Consider the following 25,262-nt stretch of genomic DNA (forward strand, 5'->3'; position numbering starts at 1 on the left):
GAGGGAGGAATCGTTCACATAAGAAGCAAAGCGATGATCCCTTCACTGAGCCTCAGCGGCAATACGACTAGAATATCATCACAGAACCGCTTATTTACGCAGCGCTTCCGGATCGATCGGTGGAACCAGGCCTTCGCCGGCCGCCCGGGTGAGCAGCGAAGTGATCGCGGCGTATCCGTCGTCTCCGAGGTTGCGCGTAAAGTCGTTGACATACAGGTCAATATGCTGTTGGGCAACGTCAGGATCCAGCTCCTGGGCATGGCTCAGCACGTATTCCCGGGAAGCCTCCGGATGGGCCCAGGCATAATCGACGGACTCCCGGATCCAGTTTTCGATCGCGTTCAGGTCGAGGGAGCGCTTGGCGATGATCGCGCCAAGCGGAATCGGCAGGCCGGTGTCGCTTTCCCACCAGCTCCCGAGATCCGTCATCAAGGAAAGGCCGTAGGACGGATACGTAAATCTGGCTTCGTGAATGACCAGTCCCGCGTCAATCAAGCCGTCGCGGACGGCCGGCATGATTTGGTCGAACGGCATGACTACGATTTCGCCAATACCGCCAGGCACGTTCTGGGCGGCCCACAGGCGGAAGAGCAGATAGGCCGTCGATTTTTCGCTTGGTACGGCAACCCGGCGTCCGCTGAGTTCGGCAGGGTCGGCTTGGCCGCCTTTGGTCAACACAAGCGGTCCGCAGCCGCGGCCCAAGGCGCCGCCGCATGAAATCAGGGCGTATTCGTCCAGAACCCACGGCAGGGCGGCGTAAGAAATTTTGAGCACGTCCAGGTCGCTGCCCGGTTTCGAAGCCAGGTTGTTCGTAATATCAATATCCGCATAGGTCACTTCCAGCTCCGGTGCACCGGGAATGAGGCCGTGCGCCGCAGCATGGAAAACAAACGTGTCGTTAGGGCAAGGGGAAAATGCAATTTTCATCGTTTCAATACCTCCACTAAGATTGAGCTTGCTGCTTCAAGGGCTTCGAATGCTTCTTTCATCCGCCAGGCGGAACGATCACGGGGACCAATGGCATTCGATATCGTACGGATTTCCAGGCAGGGGAGCCCGAACAGCCGGGCGGCCTCGGCCACGCCGAAGCCTTCCATCGCTTCCGCGGCGGCATCCGCGTACCGCTGCCTTAATGCGGCAGCGGTTTGCGCCGAGCCGGTCCCCGTCGAGACCGTCAGGACGGCACCGCTGCGAACCGCCAGCCCGGCGGAAGCCATGGCTTCCTCGAGGCGGCGGACGAGCGGAAGATCGGGCTCGAGGCGCGAGCTGCCGAAACCGAGCTCGTCCACGCTGAGAAAGCCGTCCGGCGTCTCGGCGCCAAGATCAGCCGCGATCAGCCGATCGGCAATGACGATCGAGCCGATGCCGGCCCGATCCGTAAACCCGCCGCCGATACCGGCGCTGATGACCAGGCCGTATGCTTTGCCAGCCAGAACGCGAGCCGTACGGGCGGCCGAGGAGGCCGGACCGACGCCGGCCAGCTCGACGTCGATGAAATCCGGGCTTCCAAGACCGCGAAGGACCGCCTCCCGCTCGGCCTCGACCGCCGTCATGATCAGCACCCGGGAGTGAATGGTTGTTGGTAAGTTCATGTGCGTACCTTCTTATCGTATAGTTTTCAGGCCGTATATGCAGCTTCAATATATAACCTTATCCTGATCGGAGCCGTGTGTAAAGTGCGGGGGGGTGTGAAGACGGATCGCTGCGTGTTGACAACGAAGAACACCCCTGGGCCTTTTTTCGCCGCAGGGGTATGAATGCATTCAATCGATAGTATAGGTATTGGCATGCTTAATCAAGACTTTCACCTTCACATCATCAACTTTTATTTTGGACAGAACCGGCCCCCGGGAGACGGTTTGTTTCCAAAGGTCATAGTGATGACGGTATAACCATTCCTCGAACCCGAACAAGTCGATATGTTTGCTCTTCGCGTCGTTAAACTCCTTCAGGATGTCCTCTTTCAGGATCGCCTGGGCCTTTTGTTCCATCGCATGATCCGTCGCGGCAAACCCTTTAGTGTCATGCGTCTCTAGTACAGTGGCATTGACCGTAAGGTTGATATTTAAGTTTATGCTGTCCGACGTGTCCGGATTTAACGAGATTTTTGTACTTGGCGACGTCAAATTCAACGTGTTGTTCCCGCCGATTGGTTCGGGAAGGTTGAGCGGATATCTTACCAAGTGGCTGTACCGGATCAGTCTGGCGCCCATCATGTCCTTTTCCGCGACCCATCCCTCGTTCGCTCCTTTGTTGATGACGAACACGCCGGTGAGCTCCATCATAGAGGGGGTTTTATCCTTTTGGTTGGCTACCCATTTCCGGTCCGTTACGGACAGGACGGGAAGCAGGACGCTGGTTGCAGGCTCCCTGATGCTGCTCACGAGTTGTTGCAGCTGAATCGGCAGGACCGCGGATCGCTGTTTATAGGTTTCCTTCGGCTCGAACATTTCCAGCAGCAGGGGAGACTGATTCAGCGTCGTATCTGCCGTGAATATCGACGTGATCGGCTTATCGGTTCCGTACACCCAGGATGTATACCGCAGCTCCCTGGAACGCAGAAGGCTGTCGAAAATATCTTCGAGCTTTCCGAGTGCGGATTTCGTGATGACGATCGCTTTAACGTGCGTCCACAGCGTATGATGCTGGGCGGACCTGTAAACATCGTTGATGGCCAATAACACGGTCGAACCTTCGCCGATCCCAATCCAGGTGGATGCAGGCTTGGATTCCCCGCTTCCTTCCCTGGTGCCAACGGCGGAGAAATCGGTCAGCTTGACGTATACGATATAATGGTCCTTTTTGTAATCGATGCCGAGCGCCGTTACAATATTCATATCCTGTACCGTCTTCAGGTCCCAGCAGCCGGTCAATAGCAGGGAGCAGACCAGAAGAACGATGATGGCTTTCATCCGTTACTCTCCCTTGCGCGTATCGTCCTGCGTCCGCAGCACCCGCGGACGGTATTTGAACAGCTTGACCGGCTTTCGGAACAGTCCTTCCCAGAAATCCCTGGCGATATAGGGGGAAGCGGGAGCGAGATAGGGAACCCCGTAGCTATCCAGCGTGGCCAGGTGAAGCAGGACGGAGAACATGGCGATAAAAAATCCGAACATGCCCAGGGAAGAAGATAGCAGAAGCACGTATACCCTAATGATCGCCGTCGTTCCCGAAAGAATTTGATTGACCAGCGTAAAGGTGGCGATAATCGTCACAGCCACCGTTACCACCATCGTCGGCGACGTAACTCCTGCGCGGATCGCCGCATCGCCGACAATGAGCCCGCCGACCACCGTTACCGTCTGTCCGACCGATTTGGGGAGGCGGGTGCCCGCTTCATGGAAAACCTGGAACAGGAACAGCATCAAAAAGCATTCCAGCGGAAGCGAGAACGGAAGTCCCTGTCTGGAATTCATAATGGTTGCCAGCAGCGGAGTCGGAATCTGCTCGATGTTGAAGGAGGTTAGCGCCACGTAAAATCCAGGCAGGAACAAAGCGATGAAGAGACCCGAAATCCGCAAAAACCTTTGCAACGAGACGATGTGAAAGGGCATGTTGGCGTCTTCCGGCGATTTGATCAGGCTGAAGAGGGTGATAGGTGCGATGATTCCCATCGGCGATCCGTCGAACATAATCACGAACCGACCGGCCAGAAGGCTGGAGGCGACATAATCCGGCCTGCCGACATAATCGGTCAGCGGAAAGATGCTTTTAAGCGACCCTTGAACGAGGTCTTCGATTTGAGTTGTGCCAATGATCGCATCCCCATTGAAACTTTGGATCTTCTTCCTGATTTCATCGACGATATCCGGGTTAATGATATCCCGGATGTACATCAGCGCGATTTGGGTGTGTCCCCGCTCGGAAAGCACGAATTTTTCCACGCATAACGACTGGGTCCGAAGCCGCTTGCGGATAAGCGCGAGGTTCATGCTCAAGTTCTCGGTAAATCCGTCCTGGGGCCCTTTGATGGAAGACTCCGTGGAAGATTCCTCCGGAGACCGGGATGGTGTGCTGCTGACATTCAATTGATAGAAGGCGTTCATGTGCTGGAAATACAGAATCAGCATGCCCTGAAACACCTGGATATCGAGCTCGGACAGTAAATTTTGGGTCTTCAATTCCTTCAACGGCAGCGATTGATAAACCAGGATGCTGTCTTTGCTGCCGAATCCCGTTTCCTTGTACATCTGTTCCAGCCTAGGGAGGACAAACTGGTTGATTTGCACCGCGTCCGTCATGCCTTCACAATAGATCAGGAGAATGGACTGCTTCAGGTCTCCTTCCCCCACAACAAAGGGATGAAGGACGACGTCGCCGCATTGCTCGTAATACTTTTGAAGGAACGGGATATCGATGTCTTCCAGTCTGGCCTGAGGCTGCTCTGTGCTAGGTGTCATGGTGTTCTTGTCCTTTCTTTCGGGATGAAATGAGAGCCAAACCAAACAAGATGAGGGCCAAGGCTCCCAAAAAGACGGCAGAAATCGGGAAATACAAGTTTTTTAGAAATCTTAAGAAATTGATATCGTTTGGCCCGAATAGGCAGATGAGCAGAACCAGGCCCGCAGCCGCAACGTATGAAATATTTCGCGGAATCTTTTGTTTAATATTCCAAATATCCACCATAAAATACAGGGCGAGAGCAATCCGAATAAAGGCCCCCGACAGCCACTGATATATGGAGAAGAAGTCCGTTTGAGCGATATATCTCCCGATCGTGGCCACACGCCACTCCTCATACGCCGGATACAATTGCCTGGACGCCTCATACGGATCAAAGATCGTAATGGCGCCGATCAGCGGTCCCATGGTCAGCCCGATCAGGGCCAAGGCCAGGACGTATAACTGCCAGGCCTTAGCTGGCTTAGCCAATTTGGGCTGGATGAACAGGTACATGATAATTTCAAAGGATCCTGCACATGAATTGGCCAAGCCGTTAAATACGGGCGCCCAGCCTTTGGACAGCATGGGCAGCAGCTGACTGTAATCCTTGGATTGAAAATTGACCGTCATGATGAAAAATCCGAGGAGGATGACGAACGGCAGGAGAAGCCCTGCTGAAATGGCTATGGGTTTAAATCCCATGATCGCCGCATATAGGCATAGAAGCAGCAGGACAGTGGTGGTTACCGATACCGGCGTCTCGGTCAAAAAGGTGATTTTGGCCCATGTGGTCGTATCAAACAACGTGTAGAAGCAAAGCATGTATAAAAAGAGGCTCATGACGATGCGCAGAAGAACGGCGGCACCAAGGCCATACTCCTGGCCCAACCATTCGTGAATGGAGCGGTCCCCTATTCGTTTGGCCACAAAAATCGTCATTCCTGTCACCAGAAGCAGCGGCAGGGTGGACAAGGCGACCGAAATCCACGAATCCCGGCCCGAGCTCTGGAGTAGGAAAGGGATAATAAAGACATGGTTCATCAACCCGACGGACAGCAGGATCATCATGATGCCTTGGGACAAACGGGCCTTTAATATTTTCATACAGTCACCTCCGGTTTCTGGCTTCATTCTAGAACCATTATTAACCGGGTTTTTCCCGCCAATACTTTCTTCCGTAAAATGACACGTGGCGCGAAGGGTGACGATATATTAGAATAGATAGGTCTGTATTTTTAAAGAAGGCCTCTATTGAGGCACTTCATTTCCCGATGTACAGGGAACGTGCGAAGACAAGAAAGTTGAAAGCGAGAATTTGCCATGATGATTAATAACCGGATGACATTTGAAAACTTATGCTTGCGGAATGAACCGCTTGCGAACCACTCGTCCTACCAAATCGGCGGGGAAGCGAATTTCTTCGCCATGCCCGAAACGGCTGAAGAACTGATCACGCTGCTGCAGGGAAGCAGAACCCACGGGCTGGACTATTTTTTCTGCGGCATGGGGTCCAATTTGCTGTTCCCCGACACCCCGCGCAAAGATACGCTGTACATTTCCCTGAAAAGATTCGTTTATTGGGATATCACGCCGACCAAATGGTTTATCTCCTCGGGGACACCGATGTCCATGCTGTCGATCGCTGGCCTGATGTATAACATCCCTGGCTACGAGTTTACTTACTTGCTGCCCGGCGGCCTGGGGGCAGGCATTTACATGAACGCCAAGTACAACCACCGGCAGATCAGCGACATTATCAAAACGGTATATTATGTGGACTTAGAGGATCCTTCCTTGTCCGTCCAGTCGATTGATGTCAGCCAATGCAAGTATGGCTATAAGCAGTCCATATTCCAGATGAACCCGTGGCTCATTTTGGGCGCGGATATGCTGGCCGTACCGGAGCAAATGGATCCGCAGCAGGCGAACCGCCTGCTGAACCGATGGAAGGACAAAGAGGGGATGTCTTCCCTGGCCTCGTTCTATTCGTATATGGCTGATGAAGCGAAGGCGCTGCAAAGCCGGGGAATCGAGTTCCCAGCCCCGATGACCCAAATTGAGGAGTACCGGAACGGCAAACGTCATTTCGAGTATCCTTCCTGCGGATCCGTTTTTAAAAACAATTACGATTACGGCGTTCCCGTCGGCGCTTTGGTCGATCGTCTCGACTTGAAAGGAAAGACATACGGCGGCGCCATGATCTCGCCTTTCCACGGCAACATGATCATCAACACAGACCATGCCACTGCCGAGCACATTAAATATTTGATGAATGTGATTATGGAAGGCGTCGACAAGGCATTCGGCTTTGTTCCTGAACCCGAAGTCGTCGTCGTCGAGTAGCCTGTTTCAAATCCGAATATGTGAACATTGTGTGACCGCAACCCGCCTTTGCCCGCCATTGGCGGGTTATTTGATTCAAGTTCATGTCGGAGCGGCAAATCAAAGCAAAAATCTTTAAATTAAGGTATTGTAATTGGACGAGAGTGTATGTATACTAAAAAAGTAAGTAAGTAACAAAAAGGAGGATGATATAAAAATGTCTAAACAGTTTATTGATGCACTCAAAAACAGACGTTCCATATATGGAATCAGCAAGGAGCAGGTGATCTCCGACGAGAAGATTCAGGAGATCGTCAACGACGCGGTGAAATACACGCCGTCTTCCTTCAACTCGCAAAGCACACGCGTTGTCGTTCTGCTCGGCGAACAGCATGACAAGCTGTGGAATGTGACGGAGAACGTGCTGAAAGCCGTTGTTCCGGCTGACAGCTTCGCACCTACTGCTGAGAAAATGGCTGCCTTCCGCGCTGGATACGGCACGATCCTGTTCTTCGAGGATTATGAAGTCATTGAAGGACTGCAAGCAAGCTTCCCTTCTTATGCAGACAACTTCCCTGTATGGTCCCACCATACTTCGGCGATGCACCAATTGGTCATCTGGACCGCGCTTGAAGCAGAAGGTCTTGGCGCCAGCCTGCAGCACTACAACCCGCTGATCGACCAAAAGGTTGCCGCTGAGTGGAACATTCCTGCGAACTGGAAACTGATCGCCCAAATGCCTTTCGGCAAACCGACAGTACAGCCGGGCGAGAAAGAATTCAAGCCGCTTGAGGACCGCGTTAAAGTATTCAAATAAGCAGTACGGAATTAATACTTAATAAAAGTGAAAGCACCTCACGTATTATGCGCGAGGTGCTTTTTTTCTGCGTGCCATGCTATTCTGCGGCCGATTTGGAACGTCCGCCGCCAAGCGTATGGATCTGCTCTTCCATGATGCCGCTGACCTTGGCTGCAAAGTCAATGAGCAGTTCAATCTGCTCGGGTGTATAGGACGAGCCGAGCCGGACCACAGAATCGTGCAGCGGCTTGAACGTCTCGCGGACTTCATCTCTGGCAAAATATTCGGGGACGATCATGACGCGGCGTCTATCGGACGGGTCCTGCTCTCTCCGCACGTAGCCCGCTTTCTCTAGACGGTCGATCAGGGCGGTAACCGTGCCGGTGGCGAGACCGGTAATTTTGGAGAGATCTCCGGCCGTAATCGGACCGGTTTCCCACAATATATCTACGGATTTCAAATCGGTGTTGGATAAACCGAGGGAACTGGCGACATGCTGTTGGTACAGGACGGTCCTGGTTCCCAGCTTTCTCATTTGCGAAGCCAACCGTTCTTCAGGTGATGTACTGCCCTCAGCATTTTGACTTGACAAAAGCAAGACCTCCTCTTAGAATCTGAATATCTTGATGATCGAGATACTTGAATTCCGAGATAATGACTAGGTTTCATTTTATCGGAAGGGATAATATATTGTAAAGGAGATAACCAATGGAAGCGACGAAAAGCAACATTAAAATGGTCGTAGCGGGGCTGCTGCTGGCCATTTTTATGTCTGCCATTGACAATACCATTGTCGCCACGGCCATGGGAACGATCGTATCCGATCTTGGGGGACTGGACAAATTCGTCTGGGTCACCTCAGCCTACATGGTGACGACGATGGCCGGCATGCCGATTTTTGGCAAGCTGTCGGACATGTACGGAAGGAAGCGATTTTTCGTATTCGGCTTAACCGTGTTTTTGCTGGGATCCGCATTGTGCGGCCTGGCACAGACGATTGAGCAGCTCAGCTTGTACCGGGCGATTCAGGGGATCGGGGGAGGCGCGCTTCTGCCGATCGCGTTTACGATTATTTTCGATATTTTTCCGCCGGAGAACCGGGGCAAAATGACCGGGCTGCTCGGAGCCGTGTTCGGATCGGCCAGCGTGGTTGGACCGCTGCTCGGCGCGTATATCACCGATTATGCCGGCTGGGAGTGGGTATTCTACATCAACGTGCCGATCGGCATCGTGTCCCTGATTTTCATTCTGCGCAGTTACAAAGAGTCCCCATCCCATAACAAGCAAAAAATCGACTGGTGGGGCGCTTCGACACTCGTTATCGCCGTTATCAGCCTGATGTTCGCATTGGAGCTGGGAGGCAAGGAGTATGCATGGGACTCCGCTCCGATTATTGCGCTGTTTGCCAGCTTCGCGGTGTTCTTCATCATCTTCTTCTTCGTAGAACTGAAGGCGAAGGAGCCGATATTGCCGTTCTTCCTGTTCAAACGCCGGCTGTTTGCAACCTCGCAGCTGCTCGCGTTTTTGTACGGCGGAACCTTTATCATCATGACGGTATATATCCCGATCTTCGTGCAGGCGGTATATGGCGGTTCGGCTACGAACGCCGGATTGATCCTGACGCCGATGATGCTGGGATCGGTGGCCGGAAGCGCCATCGGCGGGATATTCTCCACGAAGACAAGCTACCGGAACCTCATGATCATCTCGGTCATTTTCTATTTGGGCGGCATGTATCTGCTCAGTACGCTCACTCCCGATACCGCCCGGATATATCTGACGATCTTCATGATTATCGTCGGCTTCGGCATGGGCTTCTCGTTCTCGCTGCTGCCGACGGCATCCCAGCATAACCTGGAGCCTCGCTTCCGCGGTACGGCGAACTCGACCAACCAGTTTTTGCGGTCGCTCGGCATGACGATGGGGATCACGATTTTCGGCACCATTCAGAACAATTTGTTCACGAACCGGCTTGCCGAAAATTTCAAGGGCATGGGCGGCGGGGCTAATTCGGCCATGGCCAATGTCGGCAGTCCGCAGGAAATTTTCCAATCGGCCAACCGCGCCAAAATTCCGGCGGATGTGCTGAACAACATCGTTGACGCCATGTCCCACTCCATCTCCCGCGTATTTCTGTTCGCGCTGATTCCGATCGCGATCGCCGCGGTCGTAGTGGCCGGCATGGGAAATGCCAGAGTCACCGTCGGCAAGGAACAAAAGGCCGCTTCGGCAAAACAGCAGAAGACGGTATAAATCCGGTTGAAAAATGAAAGGGCTGTCCGTTTTCACGGGCGGCCCTTTTCCGTTTGCTGGCAAAAAAAGTGCAATTTATGGATATTTTACGTTGACGTTAACGTTATATCGGGGTATGCTTTCCATAACGAATTTCGGCCCCGGTCTTGTTGTACGCCGAGGGTCTTTTTGACCGCTCGGCAACAGCCTTCCAGAGGGATACGATATATGGAGGGAAATTATGGATAGCAGCACGCCCCGAACCGCCACTTCCTTTTGGTCGGTCATCTTTGCGATTTTTTTCGGAAACTTTTTGGCTTCACTAAGCACGACCACGATCAATATTGCGCTTCCGGATTTTATGCAGGAGTTCAGCTCCCAGCTCCAAACCGTGCAGTGGATGGTCACCGGCTTTATGCTGGCGACCGGTATTATCGCCCCGGTGCTTGGATTTCTGGGGGACCAGCTTAGTTATAAGAGGGTCTACCTGATTTCGCTTAGCGGATTTACGATTTGTTCCGCACTGTGCCTGACGGCCTGGAACATCGAAAGCCTGATTTTCTTCCGCGTCATGCACGGACTGTTCAGCGGGCTCATCATGCCGGCCACCATGACGATCATTTACCAGGTCATCGGCAAAGAGAAGCAGGCCTTCGCGCTTAGTCTGTGGAGCGTAGCGGCGATGCTCGGCCCGGCCATCGGTCCGACGCTGGGCGGGCTGCTTGTGCAGTATTTTAACTGGCACGCGCTGTTTCTCATCAATCTGCCGATCGGCGTCACCGCCATTCTCGTCGCTGTGCGGCGGATCCCCTATTACAAGCTGAGCAAGAAGCAGTCGTTCGATGTCGTCGGTTTCGTCACGGTCATCGGCTGCAGCACGTCACTGCTTGTCGCATTCAGTGAAGGCAGCACTTGGGGATGGGGCTCCGTGAAGACCGTAACACTGCTGATCGCTGGTGCCCTCATGCTGGCGCTGTTCATCGGCTGGGAGCTGAAAGCCAAGGAACCGCTGCTGCACCTGCGTGTATTTCGGATCCGGCGCTTTACGTACAGCATCGTCCTGCAGGCGATCATCTCCATCTCCCTGTATTCCGGCACTTTTCTGGTTCCGATTTTTCTGCAGACCGTGCTTGAGGTATCGCCGATGCAGGCGGGGCTGGTCATGCTCCCCGGCTCGCTGATGATGGTGATCTGCGCCCCGATATCCGGCAGATTGTACACGCGAATCGGCCCGGTATGGCTGTGCATGGTCGGCGTGATCCTGATGTTCATTGCCACACTGATGCTGAGCAACCTGACGGTTTCCACGACGCGCTTTTATATCGCCTTCTGGATGGCGTTCCGGTACGTGGGCATCGCCTTTGCCAACCTGACCGTGACCAATTCGGGGATGAGCGCCGTGCCGAGGGAGGAGACGGGTCATGCATCATCGATTAACAATTGGATCAAGCAGGGAATGGGTTCATTCGCCATCGGTATCTTCAGCTCCATTTTGGCCAGTCGGACCGCGGTTCATTTGCAGGCTGCCGGTAAAGTAACCGCGATGGTGAAAGACAAGGCATTCACGTGGGGCGTGGACGACGTGTTTGTCGTTGCGACCGTCATCGTCGCCGTGGCGATTCCGATGTCCTTTTTGCTCAAGAGGAAGAAGCCTGCTTCTGCAGCTCCTGCCGCGTAAAGTGGAGGAAAGTGCTGACCGATCCCATCAAAGAAGGGCACAGAAAAAAAAGCGGCATTCCAGAACAGCCGGATCCAGTCGATGCCAGGCAGTCATCAAGCAGGCTTACCAGTACCGCCTATGATGGGGCCAACAAAAGAAATGCAATAACGAAAAGATGCTCTCCTTATCGTATAAGGGAGCATTTTTATTTGCGAATCTTCAAAGACTGAATTTGAGAAACGATTACCGACCAAGGTAACATGATACAAACTTGTGATCTTGCTACACTAGCGTGCGGTTAATTTCTATACCCTATTGTTTTTATTTCCTAGACAATGGTAAAATAACATGGGAACATGTGTTTGTTTTCTGTTTTCTACGGCTTGGGGGTATAGGCGTCGTTGAAAACGTCGAAAAGCAATTTTCGTTATTAGGAAAGGGGATTGCAGATGAAGCTCCCAAATGGATACCGCCATTATGGCAACAAAGTAAATAATCACTATATTGAGATAAGCAACCCCGTCTTCTATCATCATGTGCAAGCGGCTCGTGTTTGTTTCGTTAAGGAGTTGATGCGTACATGATCGAATTGACAAACCGGCAGGCACGGCAATTTCTGTTATTGAAGCACGGGCTGTTAGGTGAATATCGATTTACTGGAAAGCAGGGAGTATTGGATTTTGTGCGGCAGGTCGGCTGTATTCAATACGATCCCATCGATGTTTGCGGAAAAAACGCCGAATTGGTTCTGCAGTCGAGAATCGAAGGATTTACGAAGAACATGCTCGACGAGTTGCTGTATAAAGATAGATTCCTGATCGATTATCCCGACAAGAATCTCGCTATTATGCCTCTCGAGGACTGGCCGTATTTTGAGCGGTACAGGCAGGCCGCCCGACAACACGCTAAGCGCTATCCCGAAATGGAAGTGTTGACAGAGCAAGTTCGGGTTCACCTCCAACATCACGGTCCGCTTAGTTCGGATGATCTAAAATTGGATGGAAATTTCTCATGGCAATCGGCCATCCACTGGAGCAGCGGAAACAACGCATCCCGGTCGGTGCTGGAACAGATGTACTCCACAGGCGAGTTGATTATCCATCACAAAAAAGGAACACGTAAATATTACGATATCGCTGGAAAGTACATACCGCCAAACCTGCTGAATGCGTCGGAGCCGCTGGAAGCCGAGCTTGAGCATCACAAGTGGCGGGTACTGCGCCGGATCGGCGAAGTTGGCCTTTTATGGAATCGCGCATCCGATGCCTGGCTAAACATATGGGGATTGAAGGCGGTACAGCGCAACGAGGTTTTCCGCCAGTTGTTGGACGAAGCTCGCATTGTTGCTATAACCGTAGAGCAATTAAAGGATACACTGTACTGCCGCGCGGAGGACTTGCCGCTTATAGAAGCCGTCCTGCAAAATCCGGAGCCGAAATTTCGCTGCGAGCTGATTGCCCCGCTGGACAATTTGATATGGGACAGAAAGCTGATTAACGAATTGTTTGGCTTTGATTACACCTGGGAGATTTACACGCCCGCAATCAAACGGAAATTCGGGTATTATGTGCTGCCTCTATTATACGGAGAAAGCCTAATCGGAAGAGTCGAAGTCATCGCGGATCGAAAAGCCGGGACGCTCGTTGTTAAAAACATCTGGTACGAGAACGGCATTCAGCCAACAAAGCGGTTGCGAACAGCGCTGAACCATTGTTTTCAACATTTCGCTTTATTCAACGGATGCGAGACGATTTCGACAGCGTCTGTGGACTGAACTTTCCAATTTCCCGGTACCCCTCCGCCGGCAAGCCTCCTCATAGGATTGTTCTATCGAGCAATGTTCATCTGAGATGCTGGGAGATGAACAGCGCAGCACGGTCCAGAGCTTGATCGGCTTCATCGAGAATACCCGCGAACGCCTGGAAAACATGCGGGACGTCGGCAATAACGTCAAGGATTACATCTACGCCTGCTGCCCGTGCGCGGTCGGCTAACTGCGTGGAGTCGTCAAGGAGTACCTCGTTGGTTCCGACCTGCAGCAGGAGCGGCGGGAATCCCGTAAGATCGGCGAACCTGGCGGGACTTACGAGTTCGTGATTCGGGTCCTGTCCAGCGAGGTACATCACGTCCGTCATTGAAAAGCTCTCACGTGTGAAGAACGGGTCGAGCCCCACTTTACTATCCATACTTGCTCCGGAATGTGTCTTATCGAGCCCTGCCGAGAACATCACTACCGCTGCTGGCATCGGCAGGCCTGCGTCACGTGCCATGAGGCAAGTCGAGACAGCAATACCGCCACCGGCGGAGTCGCCAGCAAACGCAATGGACGTTGCCTGGGTTCCGTTGTCCAGAAGCTCCTGATAGGCGGCTAGAGCATCCATAATAGCAGCAGGGAACGGATGTTCCGGAGCCAGACGATAATCGAGTGAGACGGACTGGATACGGGTCCTGTTGACCAGGTTCGCAGTAAGGGACATGGCTGTGTAAGGGGAACCCATGATATACGAGCCGCCATGGAAATAGAGAATTATTCCTGGGCGGGCATCCTGTGCAGGGTCAACGATCACACCGGGTCGATTACCAATGGTCGCCGGCGTGGTCCGCACGCCCGCAGGTACTAACATCGTTGCCATCATGGCAGCGAAGTTAGCGCGCATTTCCTCGATGCTTTGTGGCTTGGCGGGCTCAGAACGCCGCAGCATTTCTTCCAATATTTTACGTTGTTCTCTAGACATATGATCTTCTCCTTCTCCTTCTCCTTCTTATATCGCTTTCTTCTACCGCAATCTCCCCAGCGATCCGGCTTATTCATAGTGTATAATATGAATGTGACAGAACTTGTCACTATAATCTTTGGGGGTGAATATAATGGGGAAGCCGAGGCGCCTGATTGAATTGATGATGGCGGTAAATCGAAAGCGGAAATTCACCGTCAAAGAGCTCGCCGAAGCATTTGGTGTGTCCACCCGAACCATGCTGCGCGATTTGCAGGAGCTGAGTAGAATGGGAGTGCCTTTATACTCTCAAGTTGGTGCGGGAGGCGGATACCAGGTTCTGACAGAACGAAGCCTTCCACGGAGATAAAGCTGGATTTTCCCTTGGGGAGAAGTACATCGTTCCAACGACGGTACAGGCATACTAGAGATGGGGATCTTCCCCTCAGAAATACCATTCTTCGCTGAATATTTCTTTTCGTTCGGCGCTGAAGCGGTTGTGCTCCAACCGGAAGAACTAAGAGAAGCTGTCAGAAGAAAGTTAATCCGTGCTCTCGAAGAATATAATGTTCCACAATCCTAGTCTCCCGATTTCAATGTTATTGGTGGATATAGATGTCTTTCTCGAGTTCGTTGCGGAGAACAGTGCCCTATGCAAAAGTAACTTGATACCCTCAAGGCGGTCCAGCATTCGGGCTGCTTTTTTGTGTTTGTGTGTTCGCTAAGGTGCTTTCGCTAAAGTGTAATTTTTAACTTTTAACTGGCAGAAAAATGACAGATTTTAATCGGCATAGTAGAATAATAGAGATATCATGTTTATTAGCAATGAACGGTGCAAAATTATGTCGAGAGAGGGATTTGACCATGTCGGATCAGCATTTGAAACCGGATTCGCAAGAGAGCCAGGTTCAGTCCAAAGAGCTGCTCGATGCGCTGATGGCTTTTAAAAAGGGAGACTTTACTTACCGCATGCCGTACGATCAGACGGGCATCGCCGGAAAAATCGCAGACACCTTTAATGAGATCATGGAAATGCAGGAAAGCCTTGTGTCCGAAATCGATACCGTTGCCAGGGTTGTCGGTAAAGAGGGCAAGCTGTCGCGCAGGTTTTCCCATAAAAATACCGGCGGGTCTTGGGAGGCGGCCGTAGAATCGTTAAACGGTCTTGTCAGTGACCTGATCCAGCCGACCAGCGAGATGGTGCGCGTGATCAACGCGGTTGCCCAGGGCGATTTGAGGCAAAAGGTGGATCTGGAGTTTGAAGGGCGGCCGCTGACCGGCGAGTTCAAAAAGTCCGCAAACAACATCAACAAGATGGTCAACCAGCTGAGCAAGTTTGCTTCGGAAGTGACCCGCGTAGCCAAAGAGGTGGGGACCGAAGGCATTTTGGGCGGTCAAGCCGATGTTGAAGGGGTCTCAGGGACATGGAAGGATCTGACCGACAGCGTGAACGGCATGGCGGCCAATCTGACGAGCCAGGTCCGCAGCATCGCCGAAGTGACGACGGCAGTGGCCAAGGGCGATCTCACCAAGCAGATCACGGTCAATGCCAGCGGCGAAATTTTGGAATTGAAAAATACGATTAATACGATGGTGGATCAGCTGTCGACCTTTGCGTCCGAGGTTACCCGAATGGCCCGCGAGGTCGGCACGGAAGGGAAGCTCGGCGGGCAGGCGAACGTTAAGGGCGTGTCCGGCACGTGGAGAGATTTGACGGAGAGCGTCAACGACATGGCCACGAATTTGACGGATCAGGTCCGCAATATCGCGGTCGTTACGACGGCTGTTGCCAACGGAGATTTATCAAAAAAAATTACTGCCAACGTGCAGGGTGAAATTCTGGAACTCAAAAATACGATCAACACGATGGTGGACCAGCTGTCCATGTTCGCTTCCGAAGTGACGAAGATCGCCCGCGAGGTCGGCACCGAGGGCATACTGGGCGGACAGGCGGAGGTCAGCGGCGTTGCGGGAACCTGGCGTGATTTGACCGAAAGCGTCAACTCCATGGCCAGCAATCTGACCAACCAGGTGCGCAACATCGCCGAAGTGACGACGGCGGTGGCAAAGGGCGACCTGTCCAAGCATATTACGGTCAACGCCAAGGGTGAAATTCTCGAGCTGAAAAATACGATCAACACGATGGTGGATCAGCTCAGCACGTTTGCGTCCGAAGTTACCCGCGTCGCCCGCGAGGTCGGAACGCTCGGCATGCTTGGCGGTCAAGCGCAGGTGAAGGGCGTGGCCGGCACGTGGCGCGATCTGACCGAGAACGTCAATTACATGGCTTCGAACCTGACGAACCAGGTGCGCAATATCGCCGTCGTGACGACGGCGGTGGCGAACGGTGACCTGTCGAAGAAGATCACTGCGGACGTGCAGGGCGAAATCCTTGAGCTGAAAAACACGATCAACACGATGGTGGATCAGCTCAGCACGTTTGCGTCCGAGGTCACCCGCGTCGCCCGCGAGGTCGGAACCGAAGGGAAGCTCGGCGGACAAGCCGAGGTCCGTGGCGTCGGCGGCACGTGGAAGGATTTGACTGAAGGCGTCAACAACATGGCCCGCAACCTGACGAATCAGGTGCGGAACATTGCCGAAGTGACGACGGCGGTAGCGAAGGGCGACTTGTCCAAGAAAATTACGGTCGACGTCAAAGGCGAGCTGCTCGAGCTGAAAAACACGATGAACACGATGGTGGACCAGCTCAGCAATTTCGCGTCGGAAGTAACGCGGGTGGCCAGCGAGGTCGGCACCGAGGGCAAGCTCGGCGCCCAGGCGAACGTCAAGGATGTGTCGGGAACCTGGAAGGACCTGACCGATACGGTGAACAACATGACACGCAACCTGACCATCCAGATGCGGAACATTGCCGGTGTGACCACAGCGGTCGCTAACGGGGATCTGTCCAAGAAAATTACGGTCGACGTCAGCGGCGAGCTGCTGGAGCTGAAAAATACAGTCAATACGATGGTGGACCAGCTGAACTCGTTTGCGTCCGAGGTCACACGCGTCGCCCGCGAAGTCGGAACGGACGGCAAGCTGGGCGGACAGGCACAGGTGAGTGGGGTCGGCGGCATCTGGAAGGATTTGACCGACAACGTTAACATTATGGCGAACAATCTGACGGATCAGGTCCGCGGCATCGCCAAGGTCGTGACCGCCGTGGCGAACGGGAACCTGAAGCAGAAGCTGAACGTGGACGCGAAGGGCGAAATCGCCGAACTGGCCGATACGATCAACAATATGACCGAGACGCTGGATACGTTCGCCGATCAGGTCATTACCGTCGCCCGTGAGGTCGGCGCGGAAGGCAAGCTGGGCGGTCAGGCCAGCGTGCCGGGAGCCGCAGGCACGTGGCGGGATTTGACCGACAATGTCAACTATATGGCGAGCACATTGACCACGCAGGTTCGGGCGATCACCAACGTGGCCACGGCGGTAGCCAAAGGGGACCTGTCCCGGACGATCGATGTCGCAGCGGCCGGTGAGGTTGCCGCGCTGAAGGACAATGTGAACGAAATGATCCGGAACTTGAAAGAGACGACCCGCATCAATACCGAGCAGGACTGGCTGAAGACCAATCTTGCCAAGTTTTCGAGATTGCTGCAGGGACAGCGCGACTTGTATGCCATCAGCCGCATGATCCTGTCGGAGCTGGCGCCGCTCGTGTCGATACAGCACGGCGTCTTCTATATCAGCGAGCCGGAGAACGACGAACCGGTGCTGACGCTGTTTGCCAGCTACGCCTACCAGAACCGGAAGCATCTGTCGAACCGCTTCCGTGCCGGCGAAGGGCTGGTCGGCCAGTGCCTCGTGGAGAAGCAGCGCATCCTGCTGACGAACGTGCCGCAGGATTATGTCATGATTTCCTCGGGACTCGGCGAAGCCGTGCCGCTCAACATCGTGCTGCTGCCGATTATATTCGAGGAGCATGTGCTTGGCGTGCTGGAGCTGGCGTCCTTCCGGGCGTTTACCGAGATCGACCTGGCTTTCCTGGATCAGCTGACCGAATCGATCGGCATCGTTGTGAACACGATGCAGGCGAACCGCCGGACGGAGGAACTGCTCATGCAGTCGCAATCCCTGACGGAGGAGCTGCAAAAGCAGCAGATGGAGCTTCAGCATACGAATGAGGAGCTCGAGGACAAGGCGAAGCTGCTCGTCCTGCAGAAGGCCGAGGTCGAGAGCAAAAACCAGGAGGTCGAGGTTGCGAAGCAGTTCCTGGAGGAGAAGGCGGAGCAGTTAGCGCTGACCTCCCGCTATAAGTCGGAATTTTTGGCCAATATGTCGCATGAATTAAGAACGCCGCTCAATTCTCTGCTCCTTCTTGCCGAACAGCTTGCGGATAACCCGGATGAGAACCTGAGCGAACATCAGGTCAAATTCGCCAAAACGATCCAGGATTCGGGTCTGGAGCTGCTGAACCTGATCAATGAAATTTTGGACCTGTCCAAAATTGAATCGGGCACCGTTACGCCGGATTACAGCGAAGTGTCCCTCAAAGCGCTGACGGACGGCCTTGACCGGTCGTTCCGCCCGATGGTGGATAACAGTCTGCTCGAGTTCAGCATCAAGCTGGATCCGAACGTGCCGGATACGGTGGTTACCGATCAGAAGCGGCTGCAGCAGGTGCTCAAAAATCTCCTGTCTAACGCCTTTAAGTTCACAAAGAAGGGACAGGTTACTTTGGCCCTGCGGCGGGCCAGCGAAGGCTGGAGCAAGGATAACGAATCGCTGAATCAAGCGCCGAATGTGCTGTGCTTCTCGGTCAGCGACACCGGGATCGGCATTCCGGAGGACAAGCAGCAGATCATTTTCGAGGCGTTCCAGCAGGCGGACGGCAGCACAAACCGGGTGTACGGCGGTACGGGGCTCGGATTGGCCATTTCCCGCGAGATTGCCCATTTGCTGGGCGGGGAGCTGACGCTTTACAGCGTCGTCGGCAAAGGCAGCATTTTCAATCTCTACCTGCCGGTCGACACCGAAATGGGGCCGCAGGAGGAAATTGCGAAATACGTGCCGGAAATCATCGACGTCACGCCGCCGGAGCAGAAGCTGACCTTCAGCCGCAAGGCGGATGCCGTGAACGACGACCGGGAGCAGATCGAGCCGGGGGACCGCGTCTTTCTCATCATTGAAGACGACGTGAAGTTTAACGAGATCCTGCTGGAGCTGCTGCACCGGAAGAACATCAAGGCCGTCATCACAACGAAAGGATCCGGCGCACTCGAGCTGGCGAGAAAATATCAGCCGGAGGCGATTACGCTGGATCTGCGTCTCGGCGACATGGACGGCTGGATGGTCATTGAGCACTTGAAGAACGATTTGGCCACCCGGCATATTCCGGTCTGCGTCATTACTGTCGAGGAGGACGAAGTAGAACTGCTCCGCAAGGGAGTTTATGAGTATGTCTGCAAGCCGGTCACCAACGAAGACCTCGAGAAGGCGCTGGATCAGTTGAGCCGCTTTGCCGCTGAACAAAGCCGCAGCCTCCTGCTGACCGGAACGCAAAAAGATCGCTGCCAGGAATGGGCGGCTCTTCTGGGCAGTGAGGACGTGCGGATCGTCATGGCGCAGACCGCCCGGGAAGCGCTCGAGACCTTGAAGAAGGAGCATTTCGACTGCGTGCTCGCGGATAACGATCTGGAGGATATGAACATTCTCCAGTTCGTCCGGGAAATCCAGAAGAATCCAAAGAACAAGCACATACCATTAGTCTTGAACCGGAGCGTCAAATGGAACCATGCGCAGGAGGAAGAACTGGAGGAGCTGACCAAATCCGCGGTCATCAAGGAAGTCAAGACACCGGCTCAGCTGGTCGACGAGACGAGCTTGTTCCTGCACCGCAAGCTGGATGACCTTCCAGACCAGTCGGGAGAGCTTGTGCGCAAGCTGTATCAATCCGACGAAATGATTCAGTATAAAAAGGTGCTGGTGGTGGACGACGATATCCGCAATATTTTTGCCTTGACTACCATCCTGGAGCGCCATCAGATGATGGTCGTTCCTGCCGAAAACGGACACGAAGCCATTCAAATCCTGGAGCAGACGCCGGATATCGAGATCGTGCTGATGGACATCATGATGCCGGTCATGGACGGCTACGAAACGACCCGGGCGATCCGCAGCAAGCCGCAGTTCAAGGATCTCCCGATCATCGCCCTGACCGCCAAGGCGATGAAAGGCGACCGGGAGGAATGCCTGGAAGCCGGAGCATCCGATTACATCACCAAGCCGGTGAACAGCGCGCAGCTGTTGTCGATGATCCGCAGCTGGCTTGGAACGACGGCACCCGAGGAGGATGCCGGGTCCGACCAGGAGGAGTAAGGGAAGCGAGTCCAAAATCCAGTTCTTTATGGCAGAGATGACATACCGACCCTTCCAGAACGTACAGAAACCCACAAGAGAGACACTTTGATGAAAAGTGTTCCTTTTGTGGGTTTTTTGCTACTGAGGATTTCATCAGGAAGGGATTGGAGGAGAACGGCTCGGTATGCAAGGGACCCACGCTTCGGAATTGAATTCTGTACAGCGATCGCCGCCGTATGGTTGAAATGACCTATGAATATGCAGGGTTGACGGATTGTGCACCTATATTGGGGGTGCTACGATGATCAAAATAAGTTGCAATATGAAAAAAAGGAGGATTCCCGATTGTCTTCTACAGAAACGGAAACGGGCAGGCCGCAGGCCATGAACCCTTTTGCAGAAATTGCGTTCCGCGAGCATCCTTTGGCCAAAGACGGCATGGAAGAAATAAAGCCGAGAGCGTGGGAGCGGAAGTTGTTCCGCAGCAGCGGGTCGGCCGCTGAAGCCTATGCGGTGAAGGGCTTTGAAGAGCGTATGGAATGGTTCAAAGAGGAGCTGAACAGGCTTCGATTGCAATATCGCCCCTACTTACGAAGCCTGTCGCCGTCCTCTGTCTATATACGGCCCAGGCAGGAGCTAACCCGATTTGACTTTCGCTATGCCGATGAACGGCGCGGTGAATTTTCGCAGGTGCTGCTGGGCGAGGGAGAATGGGAGCATGTATCCATTCCCGATTTTCGAGGACCGACCAAGGAAGAGGGAAGGTGGACCGGCTACTACCGCACAACGTTCAACGATCCGAAACCGCAAGCCGGTCACAGGGTGTACCTTGTGTTTAAGGGTGTTGACTATGAGGCGGCCGTCTACGTGAACGGCAAATGCGTCGGGATGCATGAAGGACTGTTTGCGCCGTTTGAGTTCGATATTACTTCCTTGCTCGAAGAGACAAACGTGCTTGTGGTCGAAGTGAACAATGATTACCCGATGATGGGTGTGAACGGTACGCGCCTGGACGGCGACAAAATGTATGCCGCCACGGGTCCCGGCTGGGACGAACCGGTGTACGGCTGGCATCACTGCCCGCCGGGTGCGGGAATCTACAACCGCGTCTATTTGGAGGAACGGTCCGGGCTGTTCGTCGATGATATTTTTGTCAGGCCGGATCCCGAAAACGGTTCTTTCGAAGCCTGGGTCGATGTGACGAATACAACGGCCGGATTGATCGAAGGGGCTGAGCTGTCAATTGACGTGTATGCGGACAATTTCGAAGGCAAGGGACTCTCGGGCATAGGCTTTCCGATAGAATACGCCGGCCCGGGCAGCAACAATTACCGCTACAGGATTGACTTCGAATCAGCCCGTTTATGGGAACCGGACGCCCCATGCTTGTACCGGATCCGGGTAAGTCTCAAGCACGAAGGAGAGCTGCTGGACGTAAAGGACCGCTGTTTTGGCATGAGATCCTTCCGGATGGATGAGTCGGAAGAGCCTAAAGGGTCGCTGTGGCTGAACGGCCAAAAGGTGATGCTGCGCGGAGCGAATGAAATGGGGCATCTGCAGCAGTGTGTCATGCAGGGAAACGAGGAACAGCTGATCGACGACATTCTGATCGCCAAGCTTGCGCATATGAATTTCTACCGGATTACGCAGCGCCCCGTGCAGGAGGAAATTTATGACGCCATGGATCGGCTCGGCATGATGAACCAGTGCGATTTGCCGGCGTTCAGCTACATACGCAGAAGCAAATTCAGTGAGGCGGTGCGTCAAGCCGGCGAGATGGAACGGTTGGTCCGCAGCCATCCGAGCGTCATTATGGTATCGCTGATCAATGAGCCGTCCCGCCCGGCCAAACGGGGGAAAGGCCATCGGCATTTATACCGGGATGAGCTTGAAGCCTTTTTCGTCTCCGCAAGAAATGCCGTATCCATTGAGAATCCCGATCGTGTCGTAAAAAATGCCGAGGGGGACTATGATCCGCCGACCGATGCCGGTTTGTCCGATGTCCACTGCTATACGATGTGGTACACAAATCATATGATTTCGTTCGGAGAACTGTACAAGGGCGGACTCCCGCCGATCAGAAAAGGCTGGAAGACCGGGTTCGGCGAGTATGGCTCGGAAGCGTTGGATCATCTTGCCCTGATGCAGCAGCGCTACCCCAAGGCATGGCTGCCGCAGCGGCTGGATGATGTTTGGATGCCCGATGCGATTGTGGACAGCCAAACCTACTCGCTGCATGGGGATTGGTATCCGGAATCGGAACGGATTGAAGACTGGATTGAGAACAGTCAACAATATCAAGCCTTTGTCACCATCTTGATGACGGATGCGATCCGCCGGCGCTCAGACCTCATTGTGCAGTCCGCCATTCACCTTCTTATCGATGCCTGGCCGTCGGGGTGGATGAAATCTCTCGTAGGAGCAGACCGGGTGCCCAAGCCGGGCTACTTCGCATACCTCGACAGCCTCACACCGCTGCGCGTCCACTTGCGGGGAGACCGCTGGCGGGCATATGCCGGCGGGCTCATTGAGCTGGAGGCTTGGCTGCTTAACGATACGCCTTGCGACTATGAAGGACTGCGGCTCGTTGTGACGCTGCGGGATGACGACCGTGACTTTGCTTCATATGAGCTGGACGCAGAAATCGGGAGCGCCGCATCCGCATGTGTTGGGACTGTGCAGCTCCGCATGCCGAAAATGGATGGACGAAAAACGTTCCATGCCGATATTTCGATGTATGACCAAAGCGGAGAGCACCTAAACAGTGAGCGCTTCAGCATCGAGGTATTTGCGGAGAACGCGCAGGTGGCGAAAGCTGCGGCCGGCCCCACGATTGTCACCCTTGGGCAGAACGCGGAAGCCTTGGTCACGGCGATGGGGGCGGAGTGCAAAAAATATGAAGCCGGACGCCCGTTTGATGTTATTGTGATGTCCTCTATCGTAGCTTACCTTCAGCATGAACCGCAAATCGCGAGTCTGATTCGTGCTGGAGCAAGAGCAATCGTTCTTCCTGATGAAGAAGGGGAGACCGACTGGCCCATTGGCGGAAATGTGGTGCAGCAGACGAAGGTGAGCAGCTTATATACGCTTGCTTTTGATGACAATGAGCATTGGCTCAAGTCGTATAGGACCTATGATTTTCAATATTTCTATAACCAAACGTCCGATCGGATGGACGCGCTTACACGCTGCGCCTGGCAGTCGGAATCGGTCGTTCCGCTACTGTATACCTACGCGAAGCCGAAGCAAGGCTCGGATTCTGCCGGAACACGCAAAAGGCGGGTACCCGTCGTAGGCTCCGTACGTCTCGGCACCGGTGAGTACATTATGCTGGGATTGCGGCTGGAAGGGAGAATCGGCTATAATCCGCCGCTGGATTACCTTATGCAAGATCTTGTTATCGGCAGGGGGCAGTCCCCGGCAAAACACACGCATGATAGCGGCAACCGATAGGCTCTGCCGAATTGAAACAAAGAGCTGTATGAGGAGGAAACGAAATTGACTAATCCGTTAATGCATCAGAATGAGAGAACAGAATGGTTTACGCATGACCGGTTCGGCCTGTTTATTCACTGGGGATTGTATTCGCTGGGTGCCCGCCACGAATGGCTGAAATCCCGCGAATTTATGACAACCGAGCAATACGATAAATACTTCAAACGGTTTGACCCGGATCTGTACGACCCTGAATTGTGGGCGGAGGCAGCCTCCAATGCCGGAATGAAGTATTTCGTCATTACGACAAAGCATCATGAAGGCTTCTGCTTATGGGACTCCAAGCTGACGGACTATACAGCAGTTCACTCCCCGGCAGGGCGTGATTTGCTCCGGCCCATGGTGGACGCGTTCCGAAAGCGCAATATGAAAACAGGCCTGTATTATTCGCTGCTCGATTGGCATCATCCGGATTATACCGTCGATGTGAAGCACCCGCTGCGTTATAATCCGGAGTTTGTGCAGCAGGACGGCACACGCCAGTTTCAGCGTTATGTCGATTATATGTTCGGACAAACGAGAGAGCTTCTTACGGGATATGGACCGGTCGATCTGATGTTCCTGGACTTCTCCATTCCGCCGGAAGAAGGATTCGCCGGCAAAGGGAAAAACGAATGGCAGAGTGAGAAATTCGTAAATATGGTCCGCGAGCTGCAGCCGAACATCCTGCTGAACGACCGGCTCGAAGTCGCCGGGGATATTACGACGCCGGAGCAGTATATGCCGAAAGAGTGGGTCAAGGTCGGCGGGCGCCCCGTCGTCTGGGAGGCTTGCCATACGTTCAGCGGTTCGTGGGGGTATTACCGCGACGAGGAATCGTGGAAGAGCGTCGACATGCTGATTAAAATGCTGATCGACAGCGTCAGTAAAGGCGGCAATCTGCTGCTGAACGTTGGACCGACGGGACGCGGTGAGATCGATGAGCGCGCCCTGGAGCGCCTGCAGGGCATCGGCGAATGGATGAAGCGGCATAATCGTTCGATCTATGGCTGCACCGCCGCTCCCGAAGGCGTGAAGGCCCCGGACGACTGCCGTTTTACGTACAATCCGAAGACGAATCGTCTGTACTTGCACATGTTCAGCTGGCCGTTCAAGTCGATTCACGTGAGCGGGTTAGCCGGCAGGATCGAATACGCGCAGCTGCTGAACGACGCATCGGAGATCAAGATGAAGCAGGGAGCAAAGGCAAGCTCGATGGCTGCCGGAGCGTTAAGCGAAGGAAGGGATGCAGACACTGTAACGCTAAGCATCCCGGTGAAGAAACCGAATGCGGCCGTCCCGGTCATCGAACTGTTTCTGAAACCGGGAGCCTTTGCTTAATATCCCGCGAAGAAAGGGGGAGGTC

16 protein-coding genes and 1 pseudogene are annotated in these 25,262 nt (G+C 53.8%); 10 read left to right on the forward strand and 7 right to left on the reverse strand.

The genetic code is table 11. From position 1 onward, the window contains the following. Positions 1-90: 90 nt before the first annotated feature. The 5 genes from FHS19_RS03810 to FHS19_RS03830 form a co-directional block, all read right to left on the reverse strand. On the reverse strand, positions 91-927 hold the full coding sequence (locus tag FHS19_RS03810) for a 1,4-dihydroxy-6-naphtoate synthase (protein WP_183578803.1): 837 nt from the start codon (positions 925-927) through the stop codon (positions 91-93). Next, positions 924-1,592 (reverse strand): futalosine hydrolase, encoded by a 669-nt coding sequence (locus FHS19_RS03815; RefSeq protein ID WP_183578807.1) that lies wholly within the window; start codon positions 1,590-1,592, stop codon positions 924-926. The genes FHS19_RS03810 and FHS19_RS03815 overlap by 4 nt, the downstream gene beginning before the upstream one ends. Positions 1,593-1,763: 171 nt before the next feature. Continuing rightward, positions 1,764-2,912, reverse strand: a complete 1,149-nt coding sequence (locus FHS19_RS03820; RefSeq protein ID WP_183578810.1) for a Ger(x)C family spore germination protein — start codon at positions 2,910-2,912, stop codon at positions 1,764-1,766. Between the two features lie 3 nt (positions 2,913-2,915). After that, complete coding sequence (locus FHS19_RS03825) at positions 2,916-4,400, reverse strand: spore germination protein (protein ID WP_183578813.1); 1,485 nt, start codon at positions 4,398-4,400, stop codon at positions 2,916-2,918. After that, positions 4,390-5,487: an endospore germination permease gene (locus FHS19_RS03830; RefSeq protein WP_183578816.1), complete on the reverse strand. Its 1,098-nt coding sequence runs from the start codon at positions 5,485-5,487 to the stop codon at positions 4,390-4,392. Before FHS19_RS03830 ends, FHS19_RS03825 begins: the two co-directional genes overlap by 11 nt. Before the next feature lie 216 nt (positions 5,488-5,703). Between FHS19_RS03830 and FHS19_RS03835 the strand changes: the two genes are divergently transcribed. Both FHS19_RS03835 and FHS19_RS03840 read left to right on the forward strand, forming a co-directional pair. Beyond that, positions 5,704-6,726: a UDP-N-acetylmuramate dehydrogenase gene (locus FHS19_RS03835; protein ID WP_246426410.1), complete on the forward strand. Its 1,023-nt coding sequence runs from the start codon at positions 5,704-5,706 to the stop codon at positions 6,724-6,726. A 196-nt stretch (positions 6,727-6,922) separates the two neighbouring features. Then, on the forward strand, positions 6,923-7,522 hold the full coding sequence (locus FHS19_RS03840; RefSeq protein WP_183578819.1) for a nitroreductase family protein: 600 nt from the start codon (positions 6,923-6,925) through the stop codon (positions 7,520-7,522). A 79-nt stretch (positions 7,523-7,601) separates the two neighbouring features. Here FHS19_RS03840 and FHS19_RS03845 read toward each other — a convergent pair whose 3' ends face one another. Next, a complete protein-coding gene (locus tag FHS19_RS03845) occupies positions 7,602-8,039 on the reverse strand; it encodes a MarR family winged helix-turn-helix transcriptional regulator (protein ID WP_183581408.1) in 438 nt (145 codons plus the stop codon). A 173-nt stretch (positions 8,040-8,212) separates the two neighbouring features. On the opposite strand from FHS19_RS03845, the gene FHS19_RS03850 reads away from it, so the two are divergent. The 3 genes from FHS19_RS03850 (at position 8,213) to FHS19_RS03860 (ending at position 13,170) form a co-directional block, all read left to right on the forward strand. Continuing rightward, positions 8,213-9,757: an MDR family MFS transporter gene (locus FHS19_RS03850; protein ID WP_183578822.1), complete on the forward strand. Its 1,545-nt coding sequence runs from the start codon at positions 8,213-8,215 to the stop codon at positions 9,755-9,757. A 220-nt stretch (positions 9,758-9,977) separates the two neighbouring features. Continuing rightward, a complete protein-coding gene (locus FHS19_RS03855; RefSeq protein WP_183578825.1) occupies positions 9,978-11,414 on the forward strand; it encodes a DHA2 family efflux MFS transporter permease subunit in 1,437 nt (478 codons plus the stop codon). A gap of 562 nt (positions 11,415-11,976) precedes the next feature. Continuing rightward, the gene (locus tag FHS19_RS03860) at positions 11,977-13,170 is read left to right on the forward strand and encodes a winged helix-turn-helix domain-containing protein (protein WP_183578829.1); all 1,194 of its coding nucleotides are present in this window, start codon (positions 11,977-11,979) and stop codon (positions 13,168-13,170) included. A 67-nt stretch (positions 13,171-13,237) separates the two neighbouring features. On the opposite strand, the gene FHS19_RS03865 is transcribed toward FHS19_RS03860, so the two are convergent. Further along, on the reverse strand, positions 13,238-14,131 hold the full coding sequence (locus FHS19_RS03865; RefSeq protein WP_183578833.1) for an alpha/beta hydrolase: 894 nt from the start codon (positions 14,129-14,131) through the stop codon (positions 13,238-13,240). 133 nt (positions 14,132-14,264) lie between these two features. On the opposite strand from FHS19_RS03865, the pseudogene FHS19_RS03870 reads away from it, so the two are divergent. The 5 genes and pseudogenes from FHS19_RS03870 to FHS19_RS03885 form a co-directional block, all read left to right on the forward strand. Further along, positions 14,265-14,471, forward strand: a pseudogene (locus FHS19_RS03870) (helix-turn-helix transcriptional regulator); the annotation flags it as partial. A gap of 69 nt (positions 14,472-14,540) precedes the next feature. Continuing rightward, a complete protein-coding gene (locus FHS19_RS35615) occupies positions 14,541-14,693 on the forward strand; it encodes a WCX domain-containing protein (protein ID WP_446686410.1) in 153 nt (50 codons plus the stop codon). A gap of 281 nt (positions 14,694-14,974) precedes the next feature. Next, a complete protein-coding gene (locus FHS19_RS03875) occupies positions 14,975-20,440 on the forward strand; it encodes a HAMP domain-containing protein (protein ID WP_183578840.1) in 5,466 nt (1,821 codons plus the stop codon). A 327-nt stretch (positions 20,441-20,767) separates the two neighbouring features. Next, entirely contained in the window at positions 20,768-23,875 is a 3,108-nt protein-coding gene (locus FHS19_RS03880; protein ID WP_246426411.1) for a glycosyl hydrolase 2 galactose-binding domain-containing protein, read from the forward strand. A 45-nt stretch (positions 23,876-23,920) separates the two neighbouring features. Further along, positions 23,921-25,237 carry an alpha-L-fucosidase gene (locus FHS19_RS03885; protein WP_246426412.1) on the forward strand — a complete coding sequence of 439 codons (1,317 nt, stop codon included), beginning with the start codon at positions 23,921-23,923 and terminating at the stop codon, positions 25,235-25,237. Positions 25,238-25,262 lie beyond the last annotated feature (25 nt).

This window comes from Paenibacillus rhizosphaerae, assembly GCF_014192015.1.
GTDB classification, from domain to species: Bacteria; Bacillota; Bacilli; order Paenibacillales; family Paenibacillaceae; genus Paenibacillus_AQ; species Paenibacillus_AQ rhizosphaerae.

Excerpts from the sequence above, each read along its gene's own strand:
- FHS19_RS03810 (WP_183578803.1), bottom strand. The coding sequence starts at position 927 with ATGAAAATTGCATTTTCCCCTTGCCCTAACGACACGTTTGTTTTCCAT.
- FHS19_RS03815 (WP_183578807.1), bottom strand. The coding sequence starts at position 1,592 with ATGAACTTACCAACAACCATTCACTCCCGGGTGCTGATCATGACGGCG.
- FHS19_RS03820 (WP_183578810.1), bottom strand. The coding sequence starts at position 2,912 with ATGAAAGCCATCATCGTTCTTCTGGTCTGCTCCCTGCTATTGACCGGC.
- FHS19_RS03825 (WP_183578813.1), bottom strand. The coding sequence starts at position 4,400 with ATGACACCTAGCACAGAGCAGCCTCAGGCCAGACTGGAAGACATCGAT.
- FHS19_RS03830 (WP_183578816.1), bottom strand. The coding sequence starts at position 5,487 with ATGAAAATATTAAAGGCCCGTTTGTCCCAAGGCATCATGATGATCCTG.
- FHS19_RS03835 (WP_246426410.1), top strand. The coding sequence starts at position 5,704 with ATGATGATTAATAACCGGATGACATTTGAAAACTTATGCTTGCGGAAT.
- FHS19_RS03840 (WP_183578819.1), top strand. The coding sequence starts at position 6,923 with ATGTCTAAACAGTTTATTGATGCACTCAAAAACAGACGTTCCATATAT.
- FHS19_RS03845 (WP_183581408.1), bottom strand. The coding sequence starts at position 8,039 with ATGAGAAAGCTGGGAACCAGGACCGTCCTGTACCAACAGCATGTCGCC.
- FHS19_RS03850 (WP_183578822.1), top strand. The coding sequence starts at position 8,213 with ATGGAAGCGACGAAAAGCAACATTAAAATGGTCGTAGCGGGGCTGCTG.
- FHS19_RS03855 (WP_183578825.1), top strand. The coding sequence starts at position 9,978 with ATGGATAGCAGCACGCCCCGAACCGCCACTTCCTTTTGGTCGGTCATC.
- FHS19_RS03860 (WP_183578829.1), top strand. The coding sequence starts at position 11,977 with ATGATCGAATTGACAAACCGGCAGGCACGGCAATTTCTGTTATTGAAG.
- FHS19_RS03865 (WP_183578833.1), bottom strand. The coding sequence starts at position 14,131 with ATGTCTAGAGAACAACGTAAAATATTGGAAGAAATGCTGCGGCGTTCT.
- FHS19_RS35615 (WP_446686410.1), top strand. The coding sequence starts at position 14,541 with ATGGGGATCTTCCCCTCAGAAATACCATTCTTCGCTGAATATTTCTTT.
- FHS19_RS03875 (WP_183578840.1), top strand. The coding sequence starts at position 14,975 with ATGTCGGATCAGCATTTGAAACCGGATTCGCAAGAGAGCCAGGTTCAG.